The following is a 24740-nucleotide window of genomic DNA, read 5'->3' as shown; positions in this document are numbered from 1 at the left end:
AAACTTGAGCTGCACACCAGCACAAATTATGCTTTTGACAATAAATGTCATCATGATGGTTGTTAATTCAGACTTGTCAAAGTTGTGGTCATCAATAAATAACATTAGAACGCAAATTCTTACACCTACATTCCTTATCAATTTCGACTTAGAACTCTCCCCTAAAATTTAAGGTGCTTAACCGTAAAGCCATTATTAATTAACTGCTTTAACGATTCGATACCAACCTTTAGATGTGTTTCTACATACTGTTCAGTTACCTTAGAATCACTTTCGGCCGTTTTTACACCTTCCGGAATCATCGGCTGATCTGATACCAGTAACAAAGCGCCGGTCGGAATTTTGTTGGCAAAACCTGTAGTAAAAATGGTAGCCGTTTCCATATCTACTGCCATTGCACGCAGGCTTTTCAAGTATTTTTTAAACTCCTTATCATGCTCCCAAACGCGGCGGTTTGTGGTATAACAAGTACCGGTCCAGTAATCGCGCGCAAAATCACGGATGGTGGTTGAGATTGCTTTTTGCAACGCAAATGATGGCAATGCCGGAACTTCGGCTGGTAAATAATCATTAGAAGTACCTTCACCTCTGATGGCGGCAATTGGCAAAATCAAGTCGCCTACAGCGTTCTTCTTTTTTAAACCACCGCATTTACCTAAAAATATAACAGCTTTAGGTGATATAGCCGTCAGCAAATCCATCACCGTTGCAGCTACTGGGCTACCCATACCAAAATTGATGATAGTAATACCGTCGGCCGTAACACTTTGCATAGGTTTATCCAGGCCCATGATAGCCGCATCATTATGCCATTTAGAAAACAGGTATAAGTACTTTGAAAAATTAGTAAGGATGATATAACTGCCAAACTCGGTTAGCGGACGGCCGGTGTACCGGGGCAGCCAGTTAGCAACAATTGCCTCTTTAGACTTTAAACCACTTTTTACCGGAGACTGTACTTCTTTCACTTTTTTAGACTGCTCTACAATGGCTGGGTCTTTTTTAATTTCTTTTTCTTCGTTCATAATAGCCTCTCCTAAATCCTTCCCAAAAGGGAGGACTTGTTGTTTGCTTTTTACTTCTCCAACGCTTTAAAACTTAACTCCCTGGAGTTTAAGAGAAAAGTTATTATACAGCAAACCCCGGCGTTTCACCAGGGCTTGTATTTTGTAATAAAAATAAGCAGCTAAACGCTGATTAGTGCTAAGCTACTTTTAATTTTTTCAAATCAGATTTTTCAAATTTTTCGCGCGCATAATCCAAATTAACGGTTAAGCGTTTCACATCTTTTTGTGACGGGAACTCAAACATCGCATCAATCATGATGGCTTCGCAAATAGAACGTAAACCACGTGCACCTAATTTAAACTCCATTGCTTTATCAACAATAAAATCAAGCACATCATCATCAAAATCCAGCTTCACACCTTCGTAATCAAACAGCTTTTTGTACTGTTTAAGCAATGAGTTTTTAGGCTCTACCAATATATTACGTAAGGCTTCACGGTCTAACGGGTTAAGGTAAGTTAATACCGGTAAACGGCCAATGAGCTCGGGAATTAAACCAAATGATTTTAAATCCTGTGGCGTAATGTATTTGTACAGGTTCTTGGTATCAACCTCATTCTCGTCGCGTTTTAATTTGTAACCTACCGTTTGCGTACGCAAGCGGCTGGCAATCTTTTTATCAATACCATCAAACGCACCACCACAAATAAAGAGAATGTTACTCGTGTTTACCGAAATCATTTTTTGGTCGGGATGCTTACGTCCACCTTGAGGGGGTACGTTAACCATCGTACCTTCTAATATTTTAAGCAGGGCCTGTTGCACACCCTCGCCTGATACGTCGCGGGTGATAGAAGCATTATCACTCTTGCGGGCAATCTTATCTACTTCATCAATATACACAATACCTTTTTCTGCTGCAGCTACGTCATAATCTGCGGCCTGCAGTAAACGGGTTAATATACTCTCAACATCTTCGCCAACGTAACCTGCTTCGGTAAGTACAGTAGCATCAGATATACAAAACGGAACATTTAAAACTTTGGCTATAGTTTTAGCAAGCAAGGTTTTACCGGTACCGGTTTCACCTACCATCATGATGTTCGATTTCTCGATCTCTACCTCATCTTTTTCTACTCGCTGGTTAAGGCGTTTATAGTGATTGTATACCGCTACAGCCAACACCTTTTTAGCATCATCCTGGCCAATAACATACTGGTCCAAATGAGTTTTTATTTCAGATGGCTTTAATATAGAAGGAGCTGATGGGGAGGATTTTACTTTCCGAACCTTCAGTTCTTCTGCCAATATCTCGTTAGCCTGATTTACACATTTATCACAAATATGCGCATCAAGCCCGGCAATCAGCATCAGCGAATCCTGTTTTCCGGCCCCACAAAATGAACACCTGATCTCCTTGCTATTTTTATTCATCTGATCTAGATTTGATTATCAAAAATAATAAATACTGATTTATTTAAGTGTTAACTAAAAATAAATCAGTATCGTAGCGGCAAAATAAATTATTTCTTGTCGTTGCTGCGGCCTAATACCTCATCAACCATGCCAAACTCTTTAGCTTCTTCGGCAATCATCCAATGGTCACGGTCTGATGCTTCCCAAACCTTTTCATACGAAGTACCACTGTGTTTTGATATGATTTCGTACAATTCTTTTTTAAGTTTTTGAATTTCACGGGCTGTAATCTCAATATCAGATGCCTGACCTTGCGCTCCGCCCAACGGCTGGTGAATCATAACCCTTGAGTGAGGCAAAGCAGCACGTTTGCCATCGGCACCGGCACACAATAATACAGCAGCCATAGAAGCCGCCATACCGGTACAAATGGTGGCTACATCATTAGTTACAAACTGCATGGTATCATATATACCTAAACCGGCATAAACAGAACCACCTGGCGAATTAATATAAATTTGAATATCGCGCTTAGCATCGGCAGACTGCAGGAATAATAACTGCGCCTGAATAATGTTGGCGATATTTTCATAGATAGCGTCGCCCAGGAAAATGATACGGTCCATCATCAAACGTGAAAACACGTCCATTTGGGCCACGTTTAATTGGCGCTCCTCAATAATATAAGGAGTCATGCCTACGGGATAAGCAATACCCTGAGGCATCATTTTGTGCTCAACGCTTGATATAAATTTATCAACGGTTAAACCGTTAATTCGGTGATGTTTCACCGCGTACTTACGAAATTCGTTTTTATCGATGTTATTCATTTTGTGTTAAGATATTTAAAATATGGTGCGCTTCCGGCGCACACGGTAAATTTAGTTTTTAAGTGCACTTACACATCAGTGTGGCAAAATATAAAATTATCACCTTAAAATAAGCCACCCCTTACTTACCGTATCAGCTTCGTAAAATTGTAAGCTCTAACAAACCCGATTTAACTAAGTTTTTTATAAAAACAAAAAGCAACCTACTCATGAGGTTGCTTTTTGTTTAATGTAGATTTTAAGCTATAATTAAGCTTGCGCTAATTTGCTAAACTCATCGTAAGCAATCTCCTGCTCATTCAGGGAAAATACTCCTTTTAAAAATTCGAACACTTTTAGCGATTTTGCTTCTTCGAAAATACGGTTAGCATTTTCTTTATCCTGCAAAAACTGTACAGCATACTGGCTAAGTTGCTCCTCGCTGATTGGCTGAGGGCTATACATTCTGAACTGGGCATCAATACGCTGTTTAGCTAAATCTAAAACCTCTTCGTACTGAACTTGGATGTTGTTATCGCGCATGATCTTATTGCCAATTAAAGTCCATTTGAGGTTTTTAGCAAAATCATCATAACCACCATGTAACTCCTCGTCACTCAGTTTCTCATTAGTGGCTTTTAACCAGCGTTTCAAAAACTCGTCGGGCAATTCAAAGTTAACTTTGTTAAGCACATAATTGTACATTTCGCTTTGCAGTTTGTTGTCTGCATCCTGTACCATCATGTTTTCCAGTTCTTCAGTAATTTTAGTACGGAACTCCTCTTCGGTAGTTACCACACCCTCACCAAAAATTTTGTCAAAGAACGCCTGATCCAAATCTGATTCTTCTAAACGGTTAACGTTTTTAACCGTTAACTGGAAATTTGATTTTAAATCAGCAGCAGCAGCTTCGTCTATTTTCAGTAAAGCAGCAATACGAGCAGGCTCGTTGTTAAATGCCTTCTGGATATCAAATTCAACAACATCATCTTTTTTCAAACCAATCAAAGAATTTTTGATGGCTTCGTCCTGGATTTGATCTAAACGTACAGAAGCTGTATTGCTGATACCACCTTCAAAAACAGAACCATCCGGCGAAAGTTGTTTTAATTCGGCATAAAGCACGTCATTATCTGCCGATACGTCAGGGTTTGTCATCTTACCATAGCTACGGCGCAGGTTACTGATGCGTGACGCTAACGTTTCGTCATCTACTTTAATTTTATAGTTGGTTAACTGATCGGCAGAGGTAATGTCAACATTAAATTCTGGTGCCAAACCAACTTCGTAGTTAAACTCAAAGTTATCGGCAAAATCCCAGTTATATTCTTTGCTGTCATCCACCTTTGGCAGCGGCTGACCTAATACTTCTAATTGCTGCTCGCTTAAGTAGTTGTTCAGGGTATCTGATAACAGGTTGTTAATCTCATCAACCAGTATGCTTTTACCGTACATGCGCTTAATATGCGAAGCAGGTACCATACCTTTACGAAAACCCGGTATCTGTGCTTTTTTAGCCTGATCTTTAATTGCTTTATCTACACGTGCCTGATAATCTTCAGCGTTGATGTTGATTTTGATAACCGCATTCAGGTTATCTTGCTTTTCCTGTGATATATTCATAATTTATACCTTGTAATGTAGTTTATCACCAGCGGCTGCTCAAAGCAACCAACGCCGGATTTGGAGCGCAAAGGTAAGTAATTAATTTTTTATTTCAGCTACTTAATCATCAGTTGCTTAGCTACACTATATACTGTAATTAAGCCTCTCGGCAATCATGCAAAAACAAAGAACGATTATACTATTACAACAACCGCGTTTATGGTGATTAGTGACAGCATACCAAAAGACTCGACCATAAAACTGGCGACGGTATTCGTTTTTTATACCGCTATATAAGAGCTTAAACCAAACGCGACGTTAAACGTTAAACACCAATACACCTGATATGAAGAAGATTGCCTTAAGCGCCTGCACTGTAGCAGCATTTTTTATTTTAGCCGGTACTGGTTGTAAAACAAAACGTAAAGTAACACTTTCAAAAAATAGCGCGGTACCTACCAATACAGCCAACAACGACTCGACCGGGACTTCGCCTCAGGCCAAACTTACTCCATCGCCGGTACCCAACAGCCGGCCTAATCCTATCCCCAACCCATTGCCGCCAACACCGCCAATGTAGTTTGGCCTATTATTGTACTTTAACGAGTTTAGAAGCTCCGGATTTCTCAGACTCAATACTGGATGGATTGCCTTTATATTTAATGTCGGCAGCGCCGCTGGTATGTACAATTAATGTTTTAAGCACGTTGATTTCGCAATTACCCGAGCCTGAGGTTTGAATGTTATAATTGCCAACAACAAAATCGAAAGCATGCAATTTGCTGATACCCGCAACTTCCACTTTGTGTGAGGCGGCCTGCCCTTTCAAAGATATCTCGGCTGCACCACTAACTTTGGTTTGCACGTCGGCGGCGCTTAAGTCCATATCTACTTTGCTAACACCCGAAAGTTCCATTTTAAAATTTTGCGTATTGATACGACCATCAGATGTTAGTGTTACTGCGCCCGATCCTTTGATCTCACTTAGCTGCTTTACAGGAATAGTAACTGTAATAACATTTTCGCTACAAAAATTTTTCCGGGTAAAAACGCGCAGCTTATCTCCGCTCACTTCTGTTTTGATATATTTCATCAGGTTATCATCTGCCATAACAGTTACCGCATGACCGCTATCCTGCTTCAGGTTTATCTTAAACTCGCCCGAAATATCTAATTTAGAGAACGAGCCCACCATTCTACTTTCGTTCACTTTTTTCCCTGAGCCTTTAATGCACCCTATATGACATGCTGGCAATGTAATTACGCCTATTAATAGTAACAGGATGGGCAAAAAGTAAAGGTGCTTTTTCATGATCTGAATTTTTATGTATGACGCGACAGCAAAGTGCCCGGTTACACCAAAAGTAAAAAAAGACACCTATAAATAGTGGATTAAGGACGTTTATAAAAATTAAAAACACCGCTTTACTTAGCCGTGTATCTATATTAACTGCATTTAACAAATTAACCTAACAGAAAAAGGTGCCTGATTAACTCGGGCACCTTTTTCTTTTTGACTATTAAGGCGACGTTATAAAACTTCGATCTGCTTAAAGTTTTTGGTAAACTTAAAGTCGAGCACTTTTTGCTCATTAAACGTAAAGTCTGCAACCTCTTTACCATCGGCTATAATTTTTGATGGCTTAAAGGGTAAACCCGCCACCGCAAAATGGTATTTCTCATAACGCGGTGTATACAGGCCTTCCATGGTTTGTTGTATAGTCATGGACGTTGGCTTACCGCTTACCACAAATTTCTTTTCTGAATATATGTCCTGCTCGTAAGCAAAGGTTTCGCCGTAGTCTTCAAAAAAGAAAGAGTTAGCTTCGGTTTCGCTGTAATATACTTTGAGCTTAACCTCCTCTATTTCCTTTTCGCCCACGTACTGCATAACCGGGTATTCGGGTATTATCGAACCGGCTTTAATGAAAATTGGAATAGTTTCGAGCGGCGTAGCTACCTCTACTTCTTTACCGCCTTCTGCCTCGGTATTGTCCCAGTAATTAAACCAGCGGCCCTTAGGCAAGTACACGCGGCGGCTGCGCTGGTTAGGCTCCATTACCGGGCAAACCAAAATTTTATCACCGTAGGTAAATTCGTCCTGGCGGGCCTGATTGTTAATTTCGCCCTGCTCCTGCATTACCACCGGACGCAGTATCGGAAACCCGTAACGATGATGCTCCCAAAATGTAGAATATAAGTAAGGCAGTAATTTATAACGTAACTCTATAAATTTACGGTTGATGGCAGTGTACGGTTCGCCAAAGCTCCAGGGCTCACGCTCTTTGGTATCACCGGCAGAGTGGGCGCGCATAAATGGAGAGAAAGTTCCCATCTGTATCCAGCGGGTAAACAATTCGCCGTCAGGCTCGCCGCTAAAACCGCCGATATCAGTACCACAAAACGGAATACCCGACATTGATAATCTTTGGCATTGTACGTTACCTAAACGCAAATGCTCCCATGAGGCTACATTGTCACCCGTCCATACCGAGGTAAAACGCTGTACGCCAGAATAGCCCGCACGGGTGATGGTAAACGGCCTTTTGTTTTTCATCAGCTTACGCATTCCCTCGTAGGTGGCACGTACCATTTGCATGCCGTATACGTTATGCGCCTTGCGGTGCGAGCCACGGTAACCGTCAAACTGGTGCCTCACATCATCCGGGAATGTACCCGAACCAAACACAGCCGGCTCGTTCATATCATTCCAAACGCCGGCTACACCCATTTGCACTAATTCGTCAAACAGGGTCCCCCACCATTCGCGCACTTCGGGATTGGTAAAATCCGGAAACTGGCAACGGCCTGGCCATACATGCCCCTCCATAAAATAATCATCACTGCGCCGACAGAAATATCGCTTAGCCTTACCCTCACGAAAAACGGAATAGTTATCGTCCACACGGATACCAGGATCAATAATAACTACCGTTTTAAAACCATCAGCCGCCAGTTCCTTAATCATTTTTTTAGGATCAGGGAAATATTTGCGATTCCAAGTAAAACAGCGATAACCGTCCATATAATCAATGTCCAGATAGATACCGTCGCACGGAATTTTATTTTCGCGGAAACCGGTAGCTACTTTACGTACTTTAGATTCCGGGTAATAGCTCCAGCGGCACTGGTGGTAGCCCAATGCCCAAAGTGGTGGCATGGGGTGCGTACCTGTTAACAAATGGTAACGCTTTACCACATCCATCATATGCGGACCATGGATGTAATAGTATTGCAACTCGCCGCCATCTGCCCAAAAACTGGTTTTACTGCGGTCTTCAGCACCAAAATCAAAATGTGCTTTAAACGTATTATCAAAGAAAATACCGTGCGCTATACCCTCATTTAAGCTGATGTAAAACGGAATGCTGCGATAAATCGGATCTTGGTTCCAGGCAAATGAGTAAGCATCGGTGTTCCAGTTTACCAAGCGTTTGCCACGCAGGTTAAGATCGGTTGGCTTATCGCCGAGACCGTAAAATGCCTCTTCGGGATGACACTCTTTGGTACCAAACACATAGTAGCCGCCAAACTGCACGTTCTCTTCCCAGTGCATAGGCACAGCATCTTTACTGGTGATGTGGCTTTGGCTGTCGGAAAACGAAATTAGAAAATCTTTTTTACTGATGTGGCAGTTAACGGTATTGGTAGATATGCGGTACTCATCAGGCTCATCGTGCAGGTGAAAAACTGACACCTTAGCTTGCAGTTTAGGCACAGCGTACGAAAAATCTTCCAGAAAAACACTGTGGGGTGCCATTCTAACCCGGATAATTTCGTCGGTAATCACAATGACCTCAACAGTAGCTTCGCCATCAGAAATTAAAAACTTATTACCTTTTTGCTCCACATGATTGGGCGATGCAAGGTATTTTTTTACGATAGGCTTTAAGTTGGCTACCGGGTTATTAACGTGCTGAAAAACTTCCTCTTCTTGTTCAATCAATTTTACCGCAGGCGACTCAGGGGTTGGTTCAGCAGGGGTTGTATTTTGTTCCATTTAAATTAATTAGAGACTTAGCAAAAATAAAAACTTGAAATATCCACGATACGATTAGTAGCAAGGCTAAAAATTTAGCCATTATACGATTTAAAGCTTAATTTGATATGACTTTTTATACAGAAGGAAATTTTTTTAACAATGATTTCTAAAACTTAAGTTTTTTTTATCATCATTAAACTCCAAAACGGCTAATTGTTTTAACTATTACAATACCGGCAACCTCAAATCATATCTCACTGCCAAAATGCGGAGGCCGCAAATCAATGATATAGCCACAATTTTTGCCCAGTTAGCATCCGTGAACGGCAACAAAATAAAATAAGCCGACCCACCAATCAGGCAGGCGGTTGCATATATCTCTTTACGAAATATGAGCGGAATGTTATTGAGCAAGATATCGCGCAGTACACCGCCAAAACTGCCGGTAATGGTTCCTAAAATAATGCATATTACCGGCCTTAAGCCAGCATCAAGCCCTTTTTGTAAACCAATAAGTGTAAACAAGCCCAAACCCAACGCATCAAACAAAAACAAGGTTACCTTAAAGCTTTTGATATACTTTTTAAAAAGAATAGCTGCAATAACAGTGAGAGTAATAACAATTGGCCCATGCAGGTTACGCATCCAGCTCACCGGCGTGTAACCAATCAGCACATCGCGGATGGTGCCGCCGCCTATAGACGTAATAAATGCAATTACCAGCACCCCAAACGCATCCAAACGCTTTTGCATGGCCGAAAATGCTCCCGAAATAGCAAAAGCAATAGTGCCCAAAAGTTCGATGATGTTTAAGATACTGAACATTACACCTCCCCTTCGCGCTTGCGCAAAAACCATTCGGTGCTTAACAAAGCCAGTATCAGCACAAAAACCCACTTACTGTCTACCAGGTCGGTATACTGCTGGTCATCATAAACCACGGTTTTGATATTATCATTTTTGCGAATCAGATCGGCCAGCTGTCTCATTTGCGAGGGCTGCAGCACTTGTCCGCCCAACTGCCGGGCCAGGCTATATAATAACTGATGATTAGCAGCGCTTTGCCTGCTCTCTAAATTTAAAGCCTTTACCGTGAACTGGCCTTTAGCATTAAAAGTTTGGCGGCCTAACTTACTTGCTGATGAATAAGTGTAAGTACCGGCAGGTAATGCGCCGGCATTAAGCTGATAACTTTGCCCAGCACGGCTAAATAAAAAGCTGTAGCTTTTGTTATTAACAGCATTTTTTAGCGTAACGTTAACATCGGGCGTGTTAATAAGCTGCAGGGCATCATTGTAAAGTTCGGCATTGAGCAGGATGTTCTCTCCCTCATCAAAAACGTTTTTGGCAGGGTACACCCTAAAGCGCTGCCTGTTGGCGTTGGCGGTAAGGTATTGTATACTTTGGCCAAAAAGTTCTTCTAAAGCACTGTGATTGCCGTATGCCTCGTACTCGGCCAAATTCCAGCGCCACAAACCTTCTCCTGTAAGTGCAGCGGTGCGCCTGCCATCAGCTTCCTGAAATGCCAGTAAGGGGTAGGTGGTACTTACACTGCCTATCTTTTGCTTTAGCAACACCGATGCCCCGGCAGCCGACCCGTAATTACCAAACGGCGCCAGCAACGGCGGCAGCTTATTAAGTTTATTTAGTGTAGAATCAGATAATGTAAATAATGAAAAACCGGGCACAGGCACAGCAAATTCTTCCTGCACATCGGTACGGCCTGCAATAATACGGATAGTGCTCTGCTCCTCGTTAAAATCGCTAAGGTTGCTTTGGGCACCGGTTATGTACCATAGCGGCACCTTGCTTTGAGCCGCAAAGCTTTTTAAAGCCAGGTTATCGCCAGTGGTTAACTGATATAAAATAATTAACCCGTAATCACTAAGTTTTACAGTGTTAATGTTGTTAGTCTGTACGGCCTTCAACTCGTAGTTTTTATTATGCTCTACCAGTTGCTTAATTACACTTACATCCGGGTGCGGACTGTTGTACACCAACAGCACCTTTTGCCTGGCATCCAACACCTCAATGTAAACTGTTTCTTCGTTGTTTTGCACCGATAACTCGTTACTTACCGGCGCCAGTTTAATTTGGTATTGATGAACGCCTTTACGATCGGCATTAATTTTTACGCTAACCGTTTTGCGAAACGACGGACTGTTTATGGCAACAATTTGGGTATGCAATACTCGTCCACCTTCGGTTACAGTAAGCCGCATATTTTCGCCCTGGCTTTGGTAAGCCTCAACCAATACCTCAATTATAAAGTCGTTTCCTAAAAACGCTGTTTTGTTGTAATTAACGTTGCCAATCAACAAATCCCTGCGTGGTACGGTATCGCCCAAAGCAATGGGATAAATACTGGTTTTAAGATTACGGGCTTCATATTGCGGATCAGCTCCCTGGTTGTATAAACCATCCGTAGGCAATATCAACGCGCCAATGTTTTGATTAACAAATTGCTCATTAAGCTGCTTAATGGCCGCCGCCAGGTTAGTTTGCTTACCAAGATAAGCAGCGCTTAACCCTGTGTGCAGCTCGCGGTCAAAATTAAATTCGCGTACATCATAATCGTTCCCTAATAACCCTTTTAAAGCTGCCAGCTGTTTATTAAACTGAGCAATATTAAAAGCTTTGGGTTTAAAGGTGGTGATGGAAGAAGAATTATCTTGTGCAATAAGCACCAGAGGCTTTTGTGGCTGGTAAGTAACCGTTTTGATGAGCGGCGATACCAGCAAAAAAGCTATAAGAAACACCGCTATGGCACGCAACGCCGCCAGTGTATAACGAACCGTGTTGGACAGGGTAGCTGGCTGCCGGTACATCAACCAGGTGTATAAAACACCTACCAGCAAGCAAACCGGTGTCCACCAGCCTGATACCTGCCCCCAGGTTACAGAAAAAAGCAAAAAAGAATAATTGGTTATAGAATTCAGCACCAGGTGATGGTTTACAAATAAAAGCACATAGCAACCCATTACAGGCTAAAATAACTTTTTATTTAATAAAACTATGAACCATTAACCACCCGTTATGAAGTAGTTACAATTTTGATGCGGATTGGCCCTTTTATATTTTCGGTATCAACAGGCTCACCTTTTTGAGTAATGCTTACCTGCCGGGCACGCTGCAACTCGACTGCACTCTGCCTTACCTCATCCATGTGCTCACGCCAGTTAGCCGGAAAAAGCGCCCTGGCCACCTCAGACGGACAGATGGTTTTGTCGGCGCCACGCTCGGTAGCCATTTGTAAAATGGTATGGCTAATTAAAGATTGATGGTTCATTGATGACGGGTTACAGCGATTAAACAACTACCATATACTACCATTAATGAACCATCAAATAAAAACCTTACAACATACCGCCGTCAACAGCGATAACCTGACCGGTAATGTAAGCGCTTAAATCTGACGCCAGGAAAACGCAGGCATTGGCTACGTCCTGGGTTTCGCCGGCACGTTTAAGCGGTATGTTTTGGGTCCAGCCTTCTACCACTTTAGGGTCCAGCACTTCGGTCATTTCGGTTTTAATAAAACCCGGTGCTACCACGTTGGTGCGGATGTTACGCGAACCTAACTCTTTGGCTACCGATTTTGAGAAACCTATAATGCCCGCCTTTGAAGCAGCGTAATTAGCCTGACCGGCGTTGCCCTGCACACCTACTACCGAGCTCATGTTAATAAAAACACCCTGACGGGCTTTCATCATCACGCGCGATGCAGCTTTGGTTACATTAAATATCGATTTCAGGTTCACATCTAATACCTCATCCCACTGGTCTTCGGTCATACGCATCAACAAGCCGTCTTTAGTAATACCTGCATTGTTTACCACGATATCCAGTTTGCCGAAATCGGCTACAATATCGTTGATCAGCTTATCGGCCTCGTCAAATTTAGAGGCATCAGAACGGTAACCTTTAACTTGTGTACCATGCGCCTGCAGTTCCTGCTCTAAAGCCTGGCCTTTCTCTACCGACGACAAGTAAGTAAAGGCCACGTTAGCGCCATGTTCGGCAAACTTTGCGGCAATAGTACGGCCTATTCCCTTAGATGCTCCCGTAATTAACGCGGTTTTTCCTTCTAACAATTTCATATTTTATCAGCGTGATTTTCGAACCGGTGAAGGTAGGTATTTTAGTTTTCAGTTCATAGTTTTAGCCGTTGCGTAACAATGTCCATGCTTTAGGCAGATAAACTTCGCTAAACATAATCTACAACCGTAAATTTTTATCTTCGAAAGATGGAAAGTGTTGAAGCCTTTTATAACCAGCTCAGTAATCGTTATACCGAACTCATCAGCCGTTGCGTGCCGCGTTATGATGAGATATTTTATAACCTGTTTCACTATATACCCGATGCACTGGAACCGCAGCAGATTTTAGATTTGGGCTGTGGCACAGGCAACCTTACAGCCGCTGCATTGCAACATTTCCCGGGAGCATCCATACACGCCCTGGATTTATCGGCCGATATTTTACAGGAATGCCGGCAGCGCTTTGCCCAACACAAAAACGTATTTTATCATCAGCAGGATTTTAGCGAACTCAATTTTGCGCCCGAAACTTTTGATCTCATTATATCGAGCATTGCCATTCATCACATACCCGACGAAGCCAAGGCTGGCCTGTATGCGCAGGTACACAGCTTACTTAAACCCGGCGGCATCTTTGTATGGGCCGACCAAACGCGCGGCATTATTGAAGAGGTTTATCAAAAACACATTGCTCGCTGGAAAGATGAGGCCTTCAAATTAGGCTCAACTGAGGCCGACTGGCAGTTATGGATGGAGCACCAGGAAGCACACGATTATCACACCCCGGTAGGCTGGCACCTTACACAACTGGAAGCCGTTGGCTTTACCGAAGTAGATGTTATTTGGAAGAACATTATGTGGGCTGTGGTTTGGAGCAGAAAGAGCAGATGAGGTTTCAGGAAGTCATCAAAGCCAAAATATCTTACTGGCGTCTTATATTGGGGGTTATACTTTCTGTGGGCCTCATGGTCTTGTTACTGATTGGAGGTATCTTTTATTACTGGATGTTATTTGGCGAGGGAGCACTGTCTGATGAAAAATATCACCCAGTCGCGAATTTAATAATCTGTCTATCACCCCTGATGATATTGTTATTTATTTGCGGCTTTCTTTTACAAAAGAACATTCGAACACAAAATCTAAAACTCATTAAGTTTTACACTATTATCATATCCGTTAACATCGTTCTATTTTTATTATTTCAATATTTCTTTTACTCCTGATTTGTTTTTATATTGTATAATTATTAAAACGGGGTGCCGTTTTTGTTGTTAGGCTACCAACTAACAGCGCAAAACTATGTATACGGCCAAAATTATCCGTCACCGTCATAAATTTCATCATTACATGAATGATGACCTAAAATCAGTTACAGAAGAAACACACTTTAAGATTGTTTTTTCAGAACCTGCCGAGTTTGACCAGTTCAGAGAATGGATTAAACAGCACGACGGAGAATATAATTACAACAAAGAAGAGAGTAAACAGGAAGGTAAATTTCCGAAAGTACCGATGTTTCATGATGAGATTTGTTGGTGCGACATCATGACCTATTACCTTTTACATGTAGCCCAATACAAATTTTACGATACCATCTCACCTTATAAAGGCGAAGTTTATATTAAAGAGTAATTATTTGAGTACAGAATCAAGAATACAGACGATATCCATCTGTATTCTTGATTCTGTATTCTTTAATCTAACCCTATTTTTTCTTTCCTTTTTTCAGTTCGCTTTCAGATTTCAGCACTTTGGTGCCATCTTCCTGCTTAATTTCATAGGCCGGTTCGTCTTTGCTGGCTTTGCGCTTAATGGTGCTGCCTTTGCTTTGTTTTTTTACCGGCTCTTCGTGTTTAGCTTCAATTTTACCTTCGGCTTCCGATTTGCCCCATTTCCAGTGTACAGTTTCTCCTTTTTTCATGGTATTGATGTTTGCTGATATTGAGGCAAAAGGCAGGCCAGTTTTAAAAAGACTTTTCCACAGTAAGATAGCTTATGTAAAAACAGGAGAGAAAAACATGAAATTGCTGATAACGTAACGGGAGCCGTTAGTTAACTTTTACTGTATCGATGATACCTGGCTTATTATCCGAGCCTACAAACTTTAAGATGTAGGTACCGGGATGAGCTGCTTTAAATTTGTAAACAGAGGAACGCTTAACTTCTTTACCGGTACAGTCTTCACTCGCGTTGGTAGCTACAAAAAGTTTAATATGTGTGGTATCTTTAAGCGTACTTATTTTAAAACTCTTAAACTTTTCGCAGTTGCCAGTATAGGGCCATGATACATTAAAGCTAACTTCTTGGTTTACGATAGCTGTAAGGGGGCCGTTAACCGTAATAATTGATGCTTGCTTAACCAGTGCCGCAGTATCTGCTTTAGCCGGATTGTTCATCTCTGCTTTTTGACAAGAAGCAGCTATAAGCATAATCAGGATGGCAAAAACAGATAAAAATTTATTCATGGTTCGAGTTGGCGCAACAAGTCAGATCATCTTAAATCAGATACTGAAAGTATAACTGGTTTTATTTGCTTATAAAGCTAATGGATAAATGTTAACTTAACAATAATAAACGACTAAATATCATAATGTATCAACAACGTTGCCCGGCAGTGCTTTACAGGCACCCTATAATTACTTTTTAAACCCAAAAAAAGCCGGTCAATTTCTTAACCGGCCTTAAATCATATTTAAAATTCTTACTTCATTAAGTCAACAAAGTCGTCGAACAAGTAACGGCTATCATGCGGGCCTGGCGACGACTCCGGGTGATACTGTACCGAAAATGCCTTCTTTTCTTTTACACGGATCCCTTCAATTGATTGGTCGTTCAGGTTAACGTGGGTAATCTCCACCTTATCAGATGCGCGAACAGCTTCTTGCACTACACCAAAACCATGGTTTTGCGAAGTAACCTCGCAATGATCTTTAATAATATTTTTTACCGGGTGATTTAAACCACGGTGGCCGTTAAACATTTTTTTGGTTGGGATACCATTAGCTAACGCCAGCAACTGGTGACCCAGGCAAATACCAAACATTGGTTTATCAGCCTCTAAAATATCTTTTACAGTTTCAACCGCATAAGGCATAGCCGACGGATCGCCGGGGCCGTTAGAAATAAAGTAACCGCTTGGCTTAAAATCTTCTTCCATTTCTTCGAAAGATGTTTTAGCCGGGTATACTTTGGCATAAACGTTACGCTCGGTAAAGTTGCGCAGAATGTTTTTCTTCACACCTAAATCCAATACGGCAACACGGTAAGGTGCATTTTCGTCGCCTACTGTATAAGTTTCTTCCGTAGATACTTGCGATGATAACTCCAGGCCGTCCATTGATGGCACTGCAGCCAAACGTTTCTTTAACTCTTCAATATCCAGTATCTCTGATGAAATGATGGCATTCATGGCACCTTTATCCCTGATGTGACGGACCAGTTGCCGGGTGTCGATGTCAGAAATACAGGTAATGTTTTCTTCCTGAAAATAATCCTGTATAGATTCGTCAGCTTGTTTACGGCTATAGGCAATATTGTAGTTTTTACAAACCAACCCGGCAATCTGAATTTTTTCCGATTCAATTTCGTCTTTAGAAATACCGTAATTACCGATGTGTGCATTGGTAGTTACCATAATTTGCCCAAAGTATGAAGGGTCTGTAAAAATTTCCTGGTAACCCGTCATGCCGGTATTAAAGCAAATCTCGCCAGTGGTTGTACCAATTTTGCCGGCAGCTTTACCATGAAAAACGGTTCCGTCAGCAAGTAACAAAATAGCCGGTAGCTTTGTGTAGTTGGTCATCTTACAAAAAATATAAAAGGATTAAAAATGGGCCGGTTGGCCTGCAGTACAGCTCCGTGAAGGCAGTGGTTTTGCAACAACAAGCATGCGTCTGTGTTCACGCCGCAAAAATACGTTATTTTAGTGTTTACACTATGTAAATTTTCAATAATTTATTAAGCTGTAGTTTCTACCTTTGTACCGTTTATAACGTTGTTCTGTTTGATTGTTAGTATTAACTCTAATAACCTGCATATAAATCAACTAAAAGGTCTTCATCATTATTAAAATCTACAGCTAAGTCATGTCAGTAAATAAAGAAATTAAGCGCGTTACCACGCACAGCTTGCAGGCCATGAAAGGCCTTGGTGAAAAAATAGCCATGCTTACTGCATATGATTATACCATGGCTAAAATTGTAGATGACGCCGGTATTGATGTGATTTTAGTAGGCGACTCGGCCTCAAATGTAATGGCCGGACACGAAACCACCCTGCCTATTACGCTCGACCAAATGATTTATCATGCATCGTCGGTAGTGCGGGCGGCCACCCGTTCGTTGGTGGTAGTTGATTTACCTTTTGGCTCTTACCAGGGTAACTCTAAAGAGGCGCTTAGTTCGGCTATCCGTATTATGAAAGAGTCGGGTGCACACGCTGTAAAACTGGAAGGCGGCGTTGAAATAGCCGAATCAATAACACGTATTTTAACGGCAGGCATACCTGTAATGGGCCACTTAGGTTTAACGCCCCAATCTATTTATAAATTTGGCACTTACACTGTACGTGCCAAGCAGGAAGCCGAAGCCCAAAAATTACGGGAAGACGCTGCCAAATTGCAAGAGCTCGGCTGCTTTGCCGTTGTGCTCGAAAAAATTCCGGCGGCTTTAGCACAAGAAGTTACGCAGAGCCTGCTGATCCCGACGATTGGCATTGGCGCCGGGCAGCACTGTGACGGGCAGGTATTGGTGATACATGACATGCTGGGCCTCAACAAAGGCTTTCGCCCACGTTTTTTAAGGCAGTATGCCAGCCTTTATGAGGTGATGAACGAGGCCATACAGCATTACGTAAGTGATGTAAAAGCGCAGGACTTTCCGAACAGCAAAGAACAGTACTAATTTGTACTTGGCATCCTGAAGTTTTTATCATTGCAACCGGCACGGTTTATTGTACAACTCATGTTATGGGGATAGCCTTAACCTGCCAAACAATCATTGCCCAAAATCGTATTTTTATTTTACCAACTCTTTTTAACGCATGCAAAACCTTAACCCAGATATTACCGACTTTGACGTTTTGTATGAAGACAACCATATTATAGCTATTAACAAACGAGCAGGCGACATTGTACAGGTAGATGATACCGGCGATGAACCCCTGGATGAAAAGGTAAAAAAATACATAGCTAAAAAATACAACAAACCTAACGGTGCCTTTTTAGGCGTGGTACACCGTTTAGACCGCCCCGTGAGCGGCGTTATTTTATTTGCTAAAACCAGCAAAGCGCTCGAAAGGCTAAACCTAATGTTTAAAACGCGCGAAATGCGCAAAACATATTATGCCGTGGTACGCAACCGGCCCGAACCACCTTTTGGCAACCTGGTACACTGGCTGGTTAAAAACCCACAAAAAAATGTAACTAAGGCACATGGGCATGAGGTGCAGGGTAGCCAGCGTTCGGAATTACATTACCGCTTAGCCGGTGAGTTAAATGGCTATTACCTGATTCAGGTTAATCCTATAACCGGTAGGCCACACCAAATACGGGTACAATTATCTACCCTAAACTGCCCTATTGTGGGCGACAATAAATACGGCTATCCGCGTGGTAGTTTAAAAAAGAGCATCTGCCTGCATGCCCGCCGTTTGCAGTTTATACATCCAGTAAAAAAGGAACCGGTTGACATTATCGCCCCGCTGCCCAAAGATGGCTTTTGGGATAAGTTTGCACATTTGGTTCATGAAAAAGACGAGGAGATTGTTTTAAAAGGAGAATAAAACAACGGCACCGCAAGGTGCCGCACTTGTTTATAGCGCCTGCACCTTAGCCCAAATAGCTTCATCTACCGGGATACCTTCTTCCATATTTTTACGCCGTGTTTTTAACGTGCTTTCACCAGGGTAGCGGATGGGGTCATTCTCATCAATTAGTTTTGCTCCTTTGCTGTATTCCAATATCTGCTCAATTAAAGCCTCATTATTATCGGCTGATGGTTTTATACAGATAAACACCTGCGATACGCCGTACTCCGCTTCGCCTTTGGCAATTTCGGCGGTTGATTTGCCCTGACTTAATACCGTTACCAACAAATCAAGCATCAATGATAAGCCGGAGCCTTTCCAGAAACCTACCGGCAGCAGTCGCCCACTATCAATAATAGCTGCAGCGTTGGTAGATAGCTTGCCTTCTTCATCATAACCACCGGGCAAGGGCAATTCATCACCACTGGCACGGTACTGCTGCAGCTTACCAAATGAGTATTGCGATACCGCCATATCTAATACAACATGCCCACCCTCGCGCGGTACCGCTATAACTACCGGATTATTACCCAGCCGTGGCTCTGTACCTCCCCAGGGCGGTACGTTAGCAATGGTATTGGTAAAGCAAATGCCAATCAGGCCGGCGCTGGCAGCCTGCCAGCCGTACGTGCCGCCGCGCATCCAGTGATTGGTGTTACGTATGGCCACACAACCAATACCATGCTCTTTGGCCAGCGCAATAGCCCTGTCCATACAAAACCTGGCATTGAGCGGCCCCGGCCCCAGGTTACCATCCCACCGCTCAACAGCGCCCGACTGTTTAAGTATGGCAGGCTCTGCATCAGGTTTAACCAGGCCATCTTTAACATACTGCACAAAAACCGGGAAACGGTTTAAGCCATGGGTATATACACCATCACAGCTATTCTCAGTAAATATAGTGGCGCAGGCATCAGCCTTATTCTCAGAAAATCCAATATTGAGCAATATCCGCTTAAATTCGGATTGCATAATTTGAAAGGGTACACGCATAACGGTAATACAATAAATCCATTTTGAGCTTCACAATTGTTTACCTCAAAAAGATAGTTATTACTAAGCAACATACCTTAACCTGAATGGTTGGCCTTACCGTTAAAATAGGAAGTTTAAGAAAGTTCGGGTTGTACGCTGGTAGATGAAGCTTCGGGCTTGGCCAGCAAACGGGCTACAAACATCGTATCAGCTTTATGCTCATACCCCTTTAATACCTGCATCTGCTCCAGTTGCAAACCCAATTCGTTCACCAAAAAATCGACAGCATCTTCATTTTCGGCTTTAAAAGCTGAGCAGGTTATATAAATTAAAGGCTTACCGGGTTTCAGGTACTTAACCACGTTGCGGGCAATGCTTTGCTGTAAGCGCTGAAAAAACTCTACCCGGTGGTCTTCAAACTGCGATATCAGTTCGGGTGTGCGGCCCCAGGTACCCGAGCCGGTGCAGGGTGCATCCAAAATAATACCGTCAAAAGCGTAATTGTGCATCAAAAAATCGGGGTTCTGCGTTAAATCCAATACCTTTTTTTGATATTTATTGATACCGGCTTGCCTGAAGCGCTCGTCGAGATTGGCTAAGATAGACTCGCGCTTATCTGATACCACCAGCTTTAAATCGGGCTCCTGCTCGTGCAATATCAAGGTTTTACCACCTGATGCCGCGCAGGCATCCCACCAGTTTTCCCACCTTTGCGGACGGAAATATTGTGCCGTTTGTTGCGAAGAATAATCCTGCACTTCAAACCAATGCTGGTTCGGAAACAAGTTATCCAGTTTAATGCCGTTGGTTAGGGTTAAGCAGTTGTTCCCTTCGTCTTTAAAAGTGATACCGGCTTTATTGAGTGTTGCCTTTACCTGTTGCTCAAAACCTTTACGAACCCTGATAAAAAGATCGGGCTGAATAAAAAAGGATTTTAAAAATTCTTCCTTATCAATCGATTTTGAAAGCCGGTTATGAAAAGGATAAACCTGCTCGAGATTAAAAGACGGATAGACCGCTTTTACCATCTGTATTTTTTCGCCCAGCCCAAAAAATATGCAGGCGGCCCACTCGGGCTTAAAATGCTGGATAAATGAATTAGTTTGCGTATTGCACAAAAACTCGGCAACCATCAGCCGGTCTTCGGCAGGCACATCGGCTATGGCCCTACCCAGCCTGAAATAATTATAAATTAACCGGCTGGCCACACGACGGTCGGTAGAGCCCATTTGCTTGTTTTGCCTGAAAAAACCAGGCAAAAATTTATTGAGCTGTACATCAGCCGGATATTCGGCCAACAGCCGCTGAAAAGTTTTGAGCTGGTTAAGGGCTTTCATTCTACCTTCTTTAACTCAAAGTTACTGTATCTAAACACATTTACATGCGTATTAATCCAACCCTGGCCTGCTTTTTTTACAAACTTAAATTCATTGTGCAGGGCTTTATAGTCATGCTGATCAAGCCGGCTAAAGGCATCATCATGCTGTGCCAGTATTTCGCCAAAGTAATACCCCTCGTCAAAACCTTTGTAAGCAAATGCCGAAGGTTCTTTTTTGTACGCTTTACGATAAGCCCTTATAAAGTTAACCGTACCGGCAGCACGGTAATTAATTCTGTCGGCTAAGGTTATATGCGCTTTAATATGCTGCAAAATATCAGGCTTTAAAAACGTCAGCTTCTCCCAGTTAGGGTGTCCAATGGTGGTAATGGGGTAATGCGTAGCTAAAGTATCGAGCGAGCGCAACGTCACAGTTAAAAAGCTTTGGTTAACCGATGGCACAATAAATACATTCTCCACCTTGTTGTTTAACTGTGGCAAAAGCGACTTAAAGCTGCCATGCGAAACCGTGTAATAAACTACCTGTATCTTCTTTTTGCTTATACTATCTATAGATAGCTTAAACGGAACAATGTATTTATTATCCTCGGTAAAGCCCGAACGTAAAATGAAAACTTTACGCGGCTTAACGCGGCTGACAATAAATTTGGCTGCATTATAAGCATGGTAATCTAACGGTGGGATTACTGTAATCAGGTTAGGGTTAGCAAAATCTGCCGGCGAAGCGGGGGCTAACGGAGATACCAGCGGCTTTTTAATAACTGCCGGCTTACCCGCAAATGATTTAATACCCTCCGGAAAAACAGGCCCTACAATGAGATTACTATTGCGAATATTCGGATTAACAGACAAACTATGGGTGTAACCCGGCTCGTCTTTGGTATCGTAAACCTGTACCTTGTAATTATATCCTTTGGCAGTTAATGAATCCAAAGCCAGTTTAAAGCCCTGGTAGTAGTCAACCGCAATGTCGGCCTTTTTTAAATCGGCCGATTTGTAGCCTTTAACTGAACCGATGTTATCCAGCCCGAACGGCAAAAGCAAGGCAATACTCGAAGTTTTAGCTACTACGGGTTTCTCTGCAGCTGCGGGGGGCGGCGCTACGGGTTTGTCGGGCTCGATAGTAGGCGGTTTAACCGGTAATGTTTTGCCTGTCCTGCGTACCTTGGGTGTACAAGCGCCTATGGCTGCCAGCAAAACCAGCAGCCATAAACGTTTACTCCCACTCAATGGTAGCCGGTGGCTTTGAGCTAATGTCATATACAACCCGGTTTATGCCTTTTACGTTGTTTATTATTTCGTTAGATATTTTAGCAAGCAACTCGTAAGGTAAGTGGCACCAATCGGCTGTCATACCATCTAATGATTCTACCGCACGCAAACAAACTACGTTTTCATAAGTGCGTTCGTCGCCCATTACCCCTACCGATTGTACCGGCAAATAAATGGCGCCGGCCTGCCAAACCTTATCATAAACACCGGCCGAACGCAAATTGTTGATATAAATTGCATCGGCCTGTTGCAGTATAGCTACTTTCTCGGGCGTAACATCACCTAAAATACGGATAGCGAGGCCCGGACCGGGGAACGGATGACGACCCAAAATAGCATCATCAATACCTAATGATTTACCCACGCGGCGCACCTCATCCTTAAATAAGGTATTTAAAGGCTCTACTACTTTGAGTTTCATAAAGTCGGGCAACCCACCTACGTTATGGTGCGATTTTATGGTTGCTGATGGCCCGTTTACTGATACCGATTCTATAACGTCCGGATAAATTGTTCCTTGCCCTAACCATTTTACATCCTGTACCTCGTGCGCGGCATCATCAAACACCTCAATAAACACACGGCCTATAGCCTTGCGTTTCTTTTCAGGATCAGTTAAACCGGCCAGCGCGTCGTAAAAACGTTGTTTTGCATCAATACCCCTCACGTTTAAACCCATGTGCTGGTAAGAATCCATCACCGATTCAAACTCATCCTTGCGCAACAAGCCGTTATCAACAAATATGCAGTACAGATTTTTACCAATAGCCTGATGCAGTAATACAGCAGCCACTGATGAGTCAACACCGCCTGACAGACCTAATACTACTTTATCGTTACCTAATTTTTCTTTTAGAGCGGCAATAGTAGTTTCGATAAACGACTCCGAAGTCCACTCCTGATGGCAACCGCAAATATCAACTAAAAAGTTTTGCAGCAATTGCTTGCCGTCTAAGCTATGGGTTACTTCCGGATGGAATTGAATACCATAGGTTTGGGTATCTTTAATATGATAAGCCGCTACCTTAACGCTGTCGGTGCTGGCAATTACCTCAAAATTTTCGGCAATGTTGGTAATGGTATCCCCGTGCGACATCCATACCTGAGAATTTAACGGAACCTGTTTAAACAGCGGATTATCCTCAACGATGTATTGCAGATTAGCCCGGCCGTACTCACGCGTATTAGAGGCCTGCACTTCGCCACCGTTATGTTGTGCCAAATATTGTGCACCATAACATACACCCAAAATAGGTAGTTTACCATGAAATGCAGCAAAATCAAACTGCGGTGCATCTTGTTGGCGTACCGAATACGGGCTACCCGAAAGGATGATACCTTTTACTGTGCTGTCTACTTCTGGAAAATGGTTAAACGGATGTATCTCGCAATAAATGTTAAGCTCTCTAACGCGGCGGGCTATCAGTTGCGTAAACTGCGAGCCGAAATCAAGGATGAGAATTTTTTCAGGCATGGGCAAAGATAGGATTTACCAGCGAGATGTGGGTAAGAGATTTGAGATTGTACGGTGTTATAGGTATTTTGCGCCCGCTTAAACCCCATCACACACTTATGATTAAGACTTTGAAGGCTTTGTTATTAATGATTGTTTGTTGTTTAACAGTATATACCGCAGGTGCACAAAACAACAATGAGTTATATAATAAGTATACCGACTTTAACTTGTTTCGTACCCAAAACAACTACCGTAAAGCCCTGGAGCTGGGCAATACCATTATACCCGATGCGGCCCATTTACCCGAAAAGAGCCGCATCAGCTTTTATAACGGCATGGCTAAAGTTTATGAAGAAACCAACCAGCCGGCTAAGGCACAGTACTATTACGAAAAGGTAACTGCTGCTTTACCAAATTACTACGTAGCTCATTTAGCTTTGGGTCACTTGTATCTGCGCACCGTTAACGAATTAGGGGTTAAACTAAATGCCTCTAAAGGCGACCGGGCAGCTTACGATAAATATAAAAGTGCTTACCTGGCGGCAATTAACAAAACGTTACCTCATTTGGAAAAGGTACAGGCCTGCGATCCTTACGATGAAAACCTGGCGCTTATTAAAAAGTTATACCAAAACAGTGAAAACGTTGCTGGGTTTAACAGCTTAGATACCCGACTTAAAAAATTAAGCCAGCAATGCCTGGATATCATATCAGAACGTTAAAATGAAAACAAGTAAATTTTTAGCCAAATTTATGATGCGGTTAGTGTTTATACTACTGTTGGTTGCCGGTTTTGCCATTGTGCAAAACAGCGGTAAGCTACAGCAGTTAGGCTCTATCAATTTATATCAATGGCGCCTTATTTTTCCGGTACTGCTAATAGCCGGCTTTATGGGTTTGTCTGTTGCTGCGGCCGTAAAAAAGTACAATCAGCCAGATTTAAATCTATTGCTGATCGTAAATTCGGTGATGCTGATTATTTACGGCATGGCGGTATTTTTTCAAATTAGCCGTATAATTCATTAACCTTTTC

At 42.5% G+C, this 24740-nt stretch carries 24 protein-coding genes; 7 read left to right on the top strand and 17 right to left on the bottom strand.

All coding sequences use genetic code 11. The annotated features are described in order from the left end of the window. Positions 1-161: 161 nt before the first annotated feature. The 4 genes from AAGR14_RS05555 to tig form a co-directional block, all read right to left on the bottom strand. Positions 162-1025 (bottom strand): AMP nucleosidase, encoded by an 864-nt coding sequence (locus AAGR14_RS05555; RefSeq protein ID WP_342647603.1) that lies wholly within the window; start codon positions 1023-1025, stop codon positions 162-164. Positions 1026-1203: 178 nt separating this feature from the next. Continuing rightward, entirely contained in the window at positions 1204-2442 is a 1239-nt protein-coding gene (clpX, locus tag AAGR14_RS05550; protein WP_342647602.1) for an ATP-dependent Clp protease ATP-binding subunit ClpX, read from the bottom strand. An 89-nt stretch (positions 2443-2531) separates the two neighbouring features. Further along, positions 2532-3254: an ATP-dependent Clp endopeptidase proteolytic subunit ClpP gene (gene clpP, locus AAGR14_RS05545; RefSeq protein WP_342647601.1), complete on the bottom strand. Its 723-nt coding sequence runs from the start codon at positions 3252-3254 to the stop codon at positions 2532-2534. Between the two features lie 249 nt (positions 3255-3503). After that, positions 3504-4856: a trigger factor gene (gene tig, locus AAGR14_RS05540; protein WP_342647600.1), complete on the bottom strand. Its 1353-nt coding sequence runs from the start codon at positions 4854-4856 to the stop codon at positions 3504-3506. Between the two features lie 328 nt (positions 4857-5184). Between tig and AAGR14_RS05535 the strand changes: the two genes are divergently transcribed. Next, entirely contained in the window at positions 5185-5418 is a 234-nt protein-coding gene (locus tag AAGR14_RS05535; RefSeq protein WP_342647599.1) for a hypothetical protein, read from the top strand. A 9-nt stretch (positions 5419-5427) separates the two neighbouring features. Here AAGR14_RS05535 and AAGR14_RS05530 read toward each other — a convergent pair whose 3' ends face one another. The 6 genes from AAGR14_RS05530 to fabG form a co-directional block, all read right to left on the bottom strand. Continuing rightward, the gene (locus AAGR14_RS05530; protein ID WP_342647598.1) at positions 5428-6150 is read right to left on the bottom strand and encodes a head GIN domain-containing protein; all 723 of its coding nucleotides are present in this window, start codon (positions 6148-6150) and stop codon (positions 5428-5430) included. A gap of 219 nt (positions 6151-6369) precedes the next feature. Continuing rightward, positions 6370-8838 (bottom strand): glycoside hydrolase family 31 protein, encoded by a 2469-nt coding sequence (locus AAGR14_RS05525; RefSeq protein ID WP_342647597.1) that lies wholly within the window; start codon positions 8836-8838, stop codon positions 6370-6372. Between the two features lie 207 nt (positions 8839-9045). Next, positions 9046-9645, bottom strand: a complete 600-nt coding sequence (locus AAGR14_RS05520) for a trimeric intracellular cation channel family protein (RefSeq protein WP_342647596.1) — start codon at positions 9643-9645, stop codon at positions 9046-9048. Beyond that, the gene (locus AAGR14_RS05515; protein ID WP_342647595.1) at positions 9645-11762 is read right to left on the bottom strand and encodes a hypothetical protein; all 2118 of its coding nucleotides are present in this window, start codon (positions 11760-11762) and stop codon (positions 9645-9647) included. Before AAGR14_RS05515 ends, AAGR14_RS05520 begins: the two co-directional genes overlap by 1 nt. A gap of 92 nt (positions 11763-11854) precedes the next feature. Continuing rightward, positions 11855-12109: a DUF3253 domain-containing protein gene (locus AAGR14_RS05510; protein ID WP_342647594.1), complete on the bottom strand. Its 255-nt coding sequence runs from the start codon at positions 12107-12109 to the stop codon at positions 11855-11857. Positions 12110-12176: 67 nt separating this feature from the next. Further along, positions 12177-12920 carry a 3-oxoacyl-[acyl-carrier-protein] reductase gene (gene fabG / locus AAGR14_RS05505; protein WP_342647593.1) on the bottom strand — a complete coding sequence of 248 codons (744 nt, stop codon included), beginning with the start codon at positions 12918-12920 and terminating at the stop codon, positions 12177-12179. Positions 12921-13067: 147 nt separating this feature from the next. Here fabG and AAGR14_RS05500 point away from each other — a divergent pair, with 147 nt between their 5' ends. Beyond that, positions 13068-13751 carry a class I SAM-dependent methyltransferase gene (locus tag AAGR14_RS05500; protein ID WP_342647592.1) on the top strand — a complete coding sequence of 228 codons (684 nt, stop codon included), beginning with the start codon at positions 13068-13070 and terminating at the stop codon, positions 13749-13751. A gap of 408 nt (positions 13752-14159) precedes the next feature. Next, positions 14160-14492 (top strand): hypothetical protein, encoded by a 333-nt coding sequence (locus AAGR14_RS05495; RefSeq protein WP_342647591.1) that lies wholly within the window; start codon positions 14160-14162, stop codon positions 14490-14492. A gap of 73 nt (positions 14493-14565) precedes the next feature. Here AAGR14_RS05495 and AAGR14_RS05490 read toward each other — a convergent pair whose 3' ends face one another. From AAGR14_RS05490 to carA, 3 genes are all read right to left on the bottom strand, one after another. Continuing rightward, positions 14566-14781, bottom strand: coding sequence for a DUF2945 domain-containing protein (locus AAGR14_RS05490; RefSeq protein WP_342647590.1), 216 nt, complete (start codon positions 14779-14781; stop codon positions 14566-14568). Positions 14782-14908: 127 nt separating this feature from the next. After that, the gene (locus AAGR14_RS05485) at positions 14909-15325 is read right to left on the bottom strand and encodes a hypothetical protein (protein ID WP_342647589.1); all 417 of its coding nucleotides are present in this window, start codon (positions 15323-15325) and stop codon (positions 14909-14911) included. Between the two features lie 236 nt (positions 15326-15561). Next, on the bottom strand, positions 15562-16662 hold the full coding sequence (gene carA, locus AAGR14_RS05480) for a glutamine-hydrolyzing carbamoyl-phosphate synthase small subunit (protein WP_342647588.1): 1101 nt from the start codon (positions 16660-16662) through the stop codon (positions 15562-15564). Between the two features lie 283 nt (positions 16663-16945). Here carA and panB point away from each other — a divergent pair, with 283 nt between their 5' ends. Both panB and AAGR14_RS05470 read left to right on the top strand, forming a co-directional pair. Then, complete coding sequence (gene panB / locus AAGR14_RS05475; protein WP_342647587.1) at positions 16946-17761, top strand: 3-methyl-2-oxobutanoate hydroxymethyltransferase; 816 nt, start codon at positions 16946-16948, stop codon at positions 17759-17761. A gap of 139 nt (positions 17762-17900) precedes the next feature. Then, positions 17901-18641, top strand: a complete 741-nt coding sequence (locus AAGR14_RS05470) for an RluA family pseudouridine synthase (protein ID WP_342647586.1) — start codon at positions 17901-17903, stop codon at positions 18639-18641. A gap of 30 nt (positions 18642-18671) precedes the next feature. Here the strand turns inward: AAGR14_RS05470 and yiaK are convergent, their stop codons facing one another. The 4 genes from yiaK to guaA form a co-directional block, all read right to left on the bottom strand. Further along, positions 18672-19637 carry a 3-dehydro-L-gulonate 2-dehydrogenase gene (gene yiaK, locus AAGR14_RS05465; protein ID WP_342647585.1) on the bottom strand — a complete coding sequence of 322 codons (966 nt, stop codon included), beginning with the start codon at positions 19635-19637 and terminating at the stop codon, positions 18672-18674. A 137-nt stretch (positions 19638-19774) separates the two neighbouring features. Continuing rightward, a complete protein-coding gene (locus AAGR14_RS05460) occupies positions 19775-20977 on the bottom strand; it encodes an RsmB/NOP family class I SAM-dependent RNA methyltransferase (RefSeq protein WP_342647584.1) in 1203 nt (400 codons plus the stop codon). Next, complete coding sequence (locus AAGR14_RS05455) at positions 20974-22239, bottom strand: ABC transporter substrate-binding protein (RefSeq protein ID WP_342647583.1); 1266 nt, start codon at positions 22237-22239, stop codon at positions 20974-20976. Before AAGR14_RS05455 ends, AAGR14_RS05460 begins: the two co-directional genes overlap by 4 nt. Continuing rightward, complete coding sequence (gene guaA / locus AAGR14_RS05450) at positions 22196-23725, bottom strand: glutamine-hydrolyzing GMP synthase (protein WP_342647582.1); 1530 nt, start codon at positions 23723-23725, stop codon at positions 22196-22198. The genes AAGR14_RS05455 and guaA overlap by 44 nt, the downstream gene beginning before the upstream one ends. 98 nt (positions 23726-23823) lie before the next feature. Here guaA and AAGR14_RS05445 point away from each other — a divergent pair, with 98 nt between their 5' ends. Both AAGR14_RS05445 and AAGR14_RS05440 read left to right on the top strand, forming a co-directional pair. Beyond that, entirely contained in the window at positions 23824-24429 is a 606-nt protein-coding gene (locus AAGR14_RS05445; RefSeq protein WP_342647581.1) for a hypothetical protein, read from the top strand. A 1-nt stretch (position 24430) separates the two neighbouring features. Continuing rightward, positions 24431-24733: a hypothetical protein gene (locus AAGR14_RS05440; protein WP_342647580.1), complete on the top strand. Its 303-nt coding sequence runs from the start codon at positions 24431-24433 to the stop codon at positions 24731-24733. Positions 24734-24740: the final 7 nt, after the last annotated feature.

Origin of the sequence: Mucilaginibacter sp. CSA2-8R, from assembly GCF_038806765.1 — a bacterium.
Lineage (GTDB): Bacteria > Bacteroidota > Bacteroidia > Sphingobacteriales > Sphingobacteriaceae > Mucilaginibacter.
Note: the sequence above shows the minus strand (reverse complement) of the source record. Positions and strands in the feature narration are given on the sequence as shown.